This is a genomic window from Streptomyces sp. NPDC052721, from assembly GCF_040678315.1.
Taxonomy (GTDB): domain Bacteria; phylum Actinomycetota; class Actinomycetes; order Streptomycetales; family Streptomycetaceae; genus Streptomyces.
Genome location: NZ_JBFATL010000094.1, coordinates 1 through 7,677 on the forward strand (window position 1 = coordinate 1; position 7,677 = coordinate 7,677).

7 protein-coding genes are annotated in these 7,677 nt (G+C 68.0%); 3 read left to right on the plus strand and 4 right to left on the minus strand.

Annotated elements, in window-relative coordinates; all coding sequences use genetic code 11:
* Positions 1 to 91: 91 nt before the first annotated feature.
* From AB0L21_RS39425 to AB0L21_RS39435, 3 genes are all read right to left on the minus strand, one after another.
* Complete coding sequence (locus AB0L21_RS39425) at positions 92 to 892, minus strand: inositol monophosphatase family protein (RefSeq protein WP_365788758.1); 801 nt, start codon at positions 890 to 892, stop codon at positions 92 to 94.
* A gap of 309 nt (positions 893 to 1,201) precedes the next feature.
* Complete coding sequence (locus AB0L21_RS39430) at positions 1,202 to 1,975, minus strand: GNAT family N-acetyltransferase (RefSeq protein ID WP_365788759.1); 774 nt, start codon at positions 1,973 to 1,975, stop codon at positions 1,202 to 1,204.
* Positions 1,976 to 2,376: 401 nt separating this feature from the next.
* On the minus strand, positions 2,377 to 3,612 hold the full coding sequence (locus AB0L21_RS39435) for a hypothetical protein (protein ID WP_365788760.1): 1,236 nt from the start codon (positions 3,610 to 3,612) through the stop codon (positions 2,377 to 2,379).
* 227 nt (positions 3,613 to 3,839) lie between these two features.
* On the opposite strand from AB0L21_RS39435, the gene AB0L21_RS39440 reads away from it, so the two are divergent.
* Entirely contained in the window at positions 3,840 to 4,811 is a 972-nt protein-coding gene (locus tag AB0L21_RS39440; RefSeq protein WP_365788761.1) for a hypothetical protein, read from the plus strand.
* 522 nt (positions 4,812 to 5,333) lie between these two features.
* Here the strand turns inward: AB0L21_RS39440 and AB0L21_RS39445 are convergent.
* Entirely contained in the window at positions 5,334 to 5,615 is a 282-nt protein-coding gene (locus AB0L21_RS39445; RefSeq protein WP_365788762.1) for a hypothetical protein, read from the minus strand.
* A 225-nt stretch (positions 5,616 to 5,840) separates the two neighbouring features.
* Between AB0L21_RS39445 and AB0L21_RS39450 the strand changes: the two genes are divergently transcribed.
* Together AB0L21_RS39450 and AB0L21_RS39455 are read left to right on the plus strand one after the other, a co-directional pair.
* Complete coding sequence (locus AB0L21_RS39450; RefSeq protein ID WP_365788763.1) at positions 5,841 to 6,830, plus strand: PIN domain-containing protein; 990 nt, start codon at positions 5,841 to 5,843, stop codon at positions 6,828 to 6,830.
* Positions 6,831 to 7,307: 477 nt separating this feature from the next.
* Positions 7,308 to 7,433 carry a hypothetical protein gene (locus AB0L21_RS39455; RefSeq protein ID WP_365788764.1) on the plus strand — a complete coding sequence of 42 codons (126 nt, stop codon included), beginning with the start codon at positions 7,308 to 7,310 and terminating at the stop codon, positions 7,431 to 7,433.
* The last annotated feature ends 244 nt before the right edge of the window (positions 7,434 to 7,677 follow it).

Below are 7,677 nucleotides of genomic sequence, written 5' to 3' on the forward strand. Positions count from 1 at the left end.
CACTAGATACGAGAAGACCGCCACCTCCTACGAAGCGGCGGTCACACTCGCGTCATTCCTGCTCTGGGCGAGATCCGTTTGAAGACGGACCCTAGCTCCGGCTGCGCATCATCGACATCAGCAGCCTGTGGGTCTCGTCGTCGGCGGCGACCACAAGCCCACGACCTGCCTCGCCTATCGGGGCACCGTCGATGCCGGTGACAACGCAGCCAGCAGCCCGGCACACAGCGATACCGGCCGCGAAATGCACGCTCCTGGAGAGGTCGCCGCCATCGGTGACATACGCGGCGCGCTTGCCGGCAGCCACCCAGGCCAGCGCCAGCGTCTTGGATACGACGCGCGGCCGGAAACGTGCGACGAACTCAGGGTGGGCCAGCAGATCCACGGCCCGGAATCCCGGCGCACTCGGGAACGGCGGATCCAGGTTGACGTCCACCAATCGGGTAGCGGGCGTGGGCGTCAGCAGTGCGTCGTCGGCCCCGTCATGCCGGACCCAGGCGGTCTCCCCGTCGGTGAAGAAGACCTCGCCGCTGAACGGGTCGGCCACCGCCGCCGCCCCGTCGCGCAGCGCCACGTTGACGGCCACCAGCATGTTGCCGACGGCGTAGTTCAGTGTGCCGCACAGGGGATCCACCAACCACTGGCGCACAGCATCGGCGGCGCCCTGCTGCCCGCCTTCCTCGCCGAGCACTGCGTCATCGGACCGTGCGGCACGGATGACGCCGAGGATAGTCTTCTCTGCCTCCACATCGGCGGCGGTGGCAAAGTCCCCGGCACCCTTGTCGATGCGGCTGAGCCGCTGGCCATACATGCTGCGGACCACGTCCGCGCCAGCCCGCGCCCCGGCTATCGCGACTGCAGCATCGTCGGAGCTCGCGTATGAGTCGATCACGCCGTGCAGACTATCGAGGCGAAGCTGTCGCCCCGGCGAACCTTCCCGGTCAGAGCGCTAGACAGCGACGCCACGTTCACCGAGCTCGGCCTGATCGCCCGGCGCAGCGTTGGGCGGCCGAGGAAGACGGCCGCCGCACCGACCGCCGCGAAGTAACAGCCGCTCTCTCCAGGGCCCGCACGGTACGTCCGTGCGGGCCTACGCGTCGACGGCCGGGGCCGCGGCGCGACGTCGCCGGTACAGGCGGAGAACGGCGATCAGGGCGCGCTGGGACAGGCCGTAGTCGAGCAGCGGTCGGGGTCCCACTCCTCAGTTACGGGACTGGCCCAGGAAGGCATCGAACATGGCGCGGGCGCGTTCCGGCCCGTAGAGGGTCATCTGCTGCCGGGCGAAGGCCTCGATGCGTTCCTTCATCTCGCTGAGCTCCTGCGGCGTGTCCAGGTGCGTCGGGTCGAACGGCTCCTCGACACCGACCACCGCCGGGAACGGCTGGTCCGCGGTCCCGATGTCGTAAGCGCGCACCTCGGGGACGAGCGGCAGCACGATCAGGCGGGAGCCCTCCGTCAGGCTGAGCGCGGCAGCGGAGGGCGCGTACAGGTTGCCGACCTTCTCCCGCAGGAAGAACCCGGCCGTCTCCGGCGGGGAGACGATGAACCCCCACCGCTCGTACATGAGCGCCAGATCGTCGTCCCACACGTAGCCGGTCAGCATCCGGCGGCCGCGCTGACGCTCGATGTCGACGGCTGCACGGACCAACTGCCGGCCGATGCCCTGCCCGCGGGAGGTGGGCGCCACAGCCATGAAGGCCAGGTGCGCGGTGACCGCGTTGACCCGGTCGAACATCTTGGCCTGCATGCCAGCTTGTTGGGCATACAAGTTCTGGTAGGCCTCCAGTTCAGCCAAGTGGTCGCCCGGCTTCGAACCGAGGTTGCCGCCCTGCACCAGCACCGCGCCCAGCAGTGTGCGGCGCCGCTCGAAGACCAGCAGGCGGAACGGCTCGGCGAAGCGGGCCGTGTCGACCCCGCTGTCGAGGAGATGACAGGACGCCGCCAGCAGCGTCTGGTCCTCCTCATCCCGGGCCACCTCCGCAAGCAGGTTCCGAACCGCGTCGCCTTCTCCGACACGAGCCGGACGTACGCCCGACGTCTCCCCCTTGCGTGCCTTGACCCGCCCCATCTGTCTCTCCTCGGTGTCGGTGGTGCGCAGTTTCCGGAGAAGCAGCTCACCGTCGTTGGTCCCGTCAAGAATCGCCCCCGCCCGGCGGTTGCGTGGAGATCCCGCGAAGATTCCTGCGGAAGAGCGGATGCCGGAGGTTCTCCGAGGTGCGGCGGAGCGACGGAGCGTACAGGCCCACAATGGGCGTCGTCCTGGTCTGCTCGCCCATTACTCCACCGTCCTGCGCGCCGGCGGGCGGCATCAGGGCGTACGGAAGCGCGGTGCGCGAGCTCCACCTCACAACCTCACAGCCTCATAGCTCAGCGAGTCTACCTGGGGAAACGGGGTGTGAGACTCACAATCTCCGCGTCGTCGGGCAGGTCCAGGCGCTGGCGCGGCCGAGGGAGCAACACGTCCGGGCCGCCGGGCAGCAGGCCCCTGTTGCGTAGGAACTTGACGCGGCCTCGGCACCAGGAGGAACAAAACTCCCGGGGCCGACGCCCGGACGCAGGGCAGGGCTGGGTGCACACCAGGCACTGGCCGGGGGCGGCGACGGGCGCCAGGCGCTTCAGGAGGTCACGGACCCGGTCTTCCTCCTCCTGCTCGTACGGTTCGACGTCAGCCGTGCAGCCTTCGAGCAGCTCGGTGAACGCGGCGCGGAAGGCGGGGATCTCGCGGCGGCAGGCTCCGAGCAGGTCCAGGTACTCCTCCACCGGCCAGCTGGCCAGCGTGCCGGAGCGTGAGAGGTACAGGCCGAGGGTGTCGATCCGGTACCGGTCGTCGGTGTCGAGCAGCAGGTAGCCGGTCAGCTGCCACGCTTCCGCTTGGCGCGGGGTGCGGGTGTACCGGGTGCTTTTGAAGTCGAGCAGCAGTCCGTCGACGGCCAGGTCGGCGTCTGCGGCGATGCGGTCGGTCGGGAAGGTGGGTGCTGGCGTGCAGTCCTCTGGCCGTGTGCGGGTCCGCAAGTCGTTCAGCGGGCCGTCGGCGGCCTTGTAGAGCTGGGCGACGACGTCGTCCACCATGTCGGGGTGCGGCAGCTGGAGCAGCCGGTCCAGGGTGAAGGCCCCGGGGTCTTCACGGGCGGCAATGGCCAGCGGGGTGATGGCGAAGCCGATCGAGGTGCGGTAGTTGACCTGGTACCAGGCTGCTGCGATCAGCAGGCGTGCCAAGTCCTCCTCCTCATCATGGGCGCGGTCCATCGGGAGCTCTCGGTTGTCGAGCTGCAGACGCATGACCGTCTCCTGAAGGCGCTCCATGAGCTCTTCGCCCACGTCCCGCATCCGCTGCCGGGCGTCGGATTCGTAGGAGCCGGTGAGCAGAATGCCGAGGCGGGCGACGTGGTCGACTGGTTCGGCGGCGGTGAATGCCAGGCGGAGCCGGTAGCCGATCGCGGTGCCGACGTTCCCGGCCTCCGTGCCTACGCCCGGCCCCGGCATCAGGATCTGGCTGCTGCGGTCCTGAGCCCGGAAGCTCTTACGCAGCGGGTGGGCACCGGCCGACAGTTCACGGTCCAGGAACCGGCGCAGCGGGGTGCGTGGACAGTGAATCCCGGAGGTCAGGCTCATCAAGTCACCGCCTTGGGCAACAGGCGCCACCAGGGCGCGGTTGAGTCGTGATGAACCGGGACGGTACGCAGCAGGACTGACAAACCGTCACCCGTAAGGAGTAGCCGACACACCCGGCAGGCGAGCGGATCACCCGATCGTGGTCAGGGCGGAGTGGGGCTGCTGGAGGGCGTGCTTCGCCCTGAAAATGCCCCCGCCCTGCCTGCGGCTGTCGATACCGTCCGGTCATGGAATCGCCGGTCACGTTCGATCGTCTCTATGAAGGTGCCAAGCGCTTCGCGCGCCTGGCGATGGAAGCCCACGCCGAAGAGGATCAGGAGGTCTTCCTGTTACACGCCGGCGTCAGCGTCGAACGCCTGGCGAAGGCGGCACTGGTCCTTGTCCATCCCACCTTGCTCACCGAGGTGAACGGCAAGGACGACATGCTGCTGCACTTCGCGGGAGCGCAGTTGTCCGAACCCCCGGCCCGGCTCAGGACCATCGGCGCGTCGACAGCGATCGGTCGGCTGCGGAAGATGGGTGCCCTCCCGCAGAAGCCCAATAGCGAGGCTGCTGACCTCGACGGACTGATCGAGTTACGCAACGGTGTCGCTCACCTTGGTGCAGAGGACGTGGAGGACTACCTGGGGATCTTCACGACGACCGTGGACAAGCTCTTACAGCATGTGAGGCAGGACCGCGGAGCCTTTTGGGAGTCGTGGTCAGACACGGTCCAGGTGATCCTCGACGACAGGGCAGACCGCTTGCAGAAGGCCGTCCGGCTGAGGATGGACCAGGCCCGGCACCGGTTCCGGACACGCTTCGCCGACCTGCCGGACGGAGCGGTTGAGGGCGCCGCGCAGGCGGTAAGCGAGCGCGGGCTGATAGTGGTCGAGGTCGGTCCAGGAAATGCGCTGCTCCAGACGCTGAGCCAGTGCCCCGCCTGCGACCGGGAAGTCGCCGCTCTGTTCCTGGCCGTGGACGAGGACTCCCCGCTGTTCGACATGGAACTGACGGCCGAAGGTCTCCTGTGCGGGCTGTGCGGGTTCCACCTCGCCAGCACGGATGAGGTCGAGGCCGCCGGCTTGCCGACCGTTGTCCGCTACTCCGTGGAGGACCTGACGCGCATCGTCACCGAAGGCCCGGACCCTGCAGAACGCCTCGCCAGATTCAAGCTGGCCCTGCCGACTGTGAGAACCCACGCCCACGACAGCTTCTAGAACGACGTGCTCGGCTCCGGAGACGGTGGGGTGGTGGTCTACAGGACGGTGCCATGCAGGGCGCGGCGGTCCCCAGCCAGTGCGTAGCAGCGGGCGCGAGGCCGTGCTCGAGGGACTCGCCGATCTCCTCGCACAGCGCCGCGAGCGCGGGATCCGCCAGCGGATCGGTCGGCAGCGGAGGCGGGGTGGTACGGACATCGCAGACGGCCTGACGGACCACGGCACGGACCGTTGGCTCATCGAGCGCCTGAAGGTCGCTGTGAGCGAGCGCGGCCAGTCGATCAGCTCCGCGATGTTGCCGCTACGGGGCGAGACGGCGATTAGGGCTCGCTGGGACAGGCCGTATCCGAGCGCGGCCGCGGCCGGGTCGGGGTCTCGCGTGCGAGACGTCTCGGTGCCGACGGCGACGGCGCCGTGGATTAGCTTGACTTCGCGATCCGCGCTTCGGCCGTCGGAGCGCTAATTCGAGGCCCTCGGCGTCCGGGTAGAACAGTACTGCCAACGGTTCAGGCCCCGACCGGGTCAGTCGGCTCGCCGCTTGCCAACCGGGTCGTGAGGGCTGCGCAAGCTCCACCCCTTCCACCCGTTGTTCCAGACCACGGTGTCCCCGCTGATCTCCTTGAATGCCTTCAAGACCGTCTTGTGGATCGCCGGGTTGCCGTTGTCGTTGGTGTAGGTCAGGCCGTCGTCGAAGTTCTTCGCGATGTGGTCAACCGCATCGCTCTGATAGAGCTCGTGAGCACGGGACTCGTTGATCTGCTGGAACATCCAGGCCGCAGCGGCCTGAGCGTCAGTGGCACTCATACGGGGACCCTACATGCCTTCGTGGCAGTCGAGTTGAGCTCTGCGCACCGTCAGATTCGGGAGCGTCCCTGCCACTCAAGATCAACTGGCGAAAACCCGGTATCCATCAAGATCACACGGCAACTGGTCAAGATCACCTGTCGCGGGGCAGGAGCGCGGCCGCAAGGTCCTGCCATTCGGGAAAACCCGTCCACTAGGGACCTGTTGTGAGCCTACGCTCCCGTCATGTACAGCAGCGCTTATCCCCTGCCGTTGACCGGCGGCGGCTTCCGGCTCGGAGTCTTCGACACCTCGGTGCTCACCTCGGACGTCACCGCGGCGCTGAAGCGGGGCCAGCCGTCGTCGATTCTCGCCGGGATGCGGCACGGGACGCTGCGCGGGTTCATCCCGCACTACGTGTGGGCGGAAGTCCCCCGCGTGCTGGCCGACCGCAAGCGCGAGGGCGGCACCTTTGACCTCGCCCGAGCGGAGCGGCTGTGGTGGCAGCAGTACGTGCCGCTGCTGCACGTCGTCTGCGTGGACGGACTGCCCATGACGGCGGCCGCCGACAAACTTGCCCACGAGGACCTCAGCGACGTCGGCATCCTCCAGCTCGCCGGCGTACTTGCCCCCGTCGTCCTCCTGGCCGCCGACCGTGACTTGATACGCCAAGGCGTCGCCGTCCCGAACTGGGAAGCCGTACGGGGCGTGCTGGGGAAGATCGGCAAGGCTGAGGCGGGCATGCAGGGCAGCACCACCGCGATCGTGGGAGCCGGATACGGCCTGGCCAAAGCGGCGCGACTGGCCCGAGCCCACCCGGTGGCCGCCGGAGTGGCGGTTGCTGCCGCCGGCGCCTACGCGTACCTCAACCGCAGCCGCTTCTCCAGCGACACCCGTGCAAAGCTTGCCCGGTTCGGCACGGAGGCCTTCAAGATCCTGGGCGAGCCATTCGTCCAGCACGAGGTACACGGGCTCGACTGGACCCAGGCGCAGCGCGGCACCGCCGGTGAGGACGTGCTCTCGCAGGTCGCCCGCCTGCTCGCCCGCGCGCCCGAGCCGATGACCCGCACCGACATCCTCGCCGCGCTCCCGGCTTCGGTGCAGGAACCGCACCGGCAGCAGATGGACGGACTGGGGAGGCTCCTGCACCGCTTCCCCGCCTTCCACCAAGCAGCCCCCGGCCGATGGCAGCTCGGCAGGACCAACATGCAGGTCACCGCCCCGCCGTGGGGATAGCCGCCGCGTGAGCGGCACGAACACGTACGGCCCGTCCACGGCAGCGGCTCAGGTCTTGGCCGCCGGCACGTTCGTGTGATTCCCAGGGGTGTTCTCACGACTCATATGGGTGCCGGATTGGCTTTCCCGCCAGAGGTGGGTGCAGGATGCGCAATGAAGCGTCCACGGTCAACTGCCAGTGCAGTACTACATCGTGGATCTCTTCGCGGAGGGTGGCGGCTTCAGCCAGGGCACGTACGTCCCGCTCGGTAATCGTGGTCCCGGCAGCACAAGGGGAGCCCGACGGTCATGCCCAAGCTTTCCAGGGCGGAGGGCACGACCGGAGACTCCCCAATGCCGCCGAGATCGCATCTCCTAGGAGATAGGCCTACATAAGTGATGCGTCCTGTAGCTACACGGAACAGTACACCCAGGGCAACGACAGCCCACCTTGCGCAGGTCAGCCAAGTGGCAGTTTCCCTCGGTGCACTATTCGCCATGGTTGCCATCTGTCTTCTGGCTGCCCGTGGCGACACTGCGCCGATCCCCGCGGTGGCACTGTTCGGCGGTGCCGTCTTCGCCAGCGGCACGATCGTCAACGTGACGATTCACATCCGCCGCTGACCACGATGGGCAGGCGTGGGTAGCACGCGCATCGGCCCGTCCCCGGCAACTCCAACGGTGGGAACGGGCCGATGAAGAGGTCGTTCTCTTTCCGAACCTCGTGTGCGGTTTCTGCTGTTCAGGCATGAGATCGCGGTTGTCGCGGGAGTCTCGCTCCGTTGCTGGCCGATATGTCGTGGGGGTGGCGGGTGCCATCGATGCGGGCGGTTCTGGAGACGCGGCGGAAGGCCGCGGCGGCGCGGGT

Excerpts from the sequence above, each read along its gene's own strand:
- AB0L21_RS39440 (WP_365788761.1), top strand. The coding sequence starts at position 3,840 with ATGGAATCGCCGGTCACGTTCGATCGTCTCTATGAAGGTGCCAAGCGC.
- AB0L21_RS39435 (WP_365788760.1), bottom strand. The coding sequence starts at position 3,612 with ATGAGCCTGACCTCCGGGATTCACTGTCCACGCACCCCGCTGCGCCGG.
- AB0L21_RS39455 (WP_365788764.1), top strand. The coding sequence starts at position 7,308 with ATGGTTGCCATCTGTCTTCTGGCTGCCCGTGGCGACACTGCGCCGATC.
- AB0L21_RS39445 (WP_365788762.1), bottom strand. The coding sequence starts at position 5,615 with ATGAGTGCCACTGACGCTCAGGCCGCTGCGGCCTGGATGTTCCAGCAG.
- AB0L21_RS39450 (WP_365788763.1), top strand. The coding sequence starts at position 5,841 with ATGTACAGCAGCGCTTATCCCCTGCCGTTGACCGGCGGCGGCTTCCGG.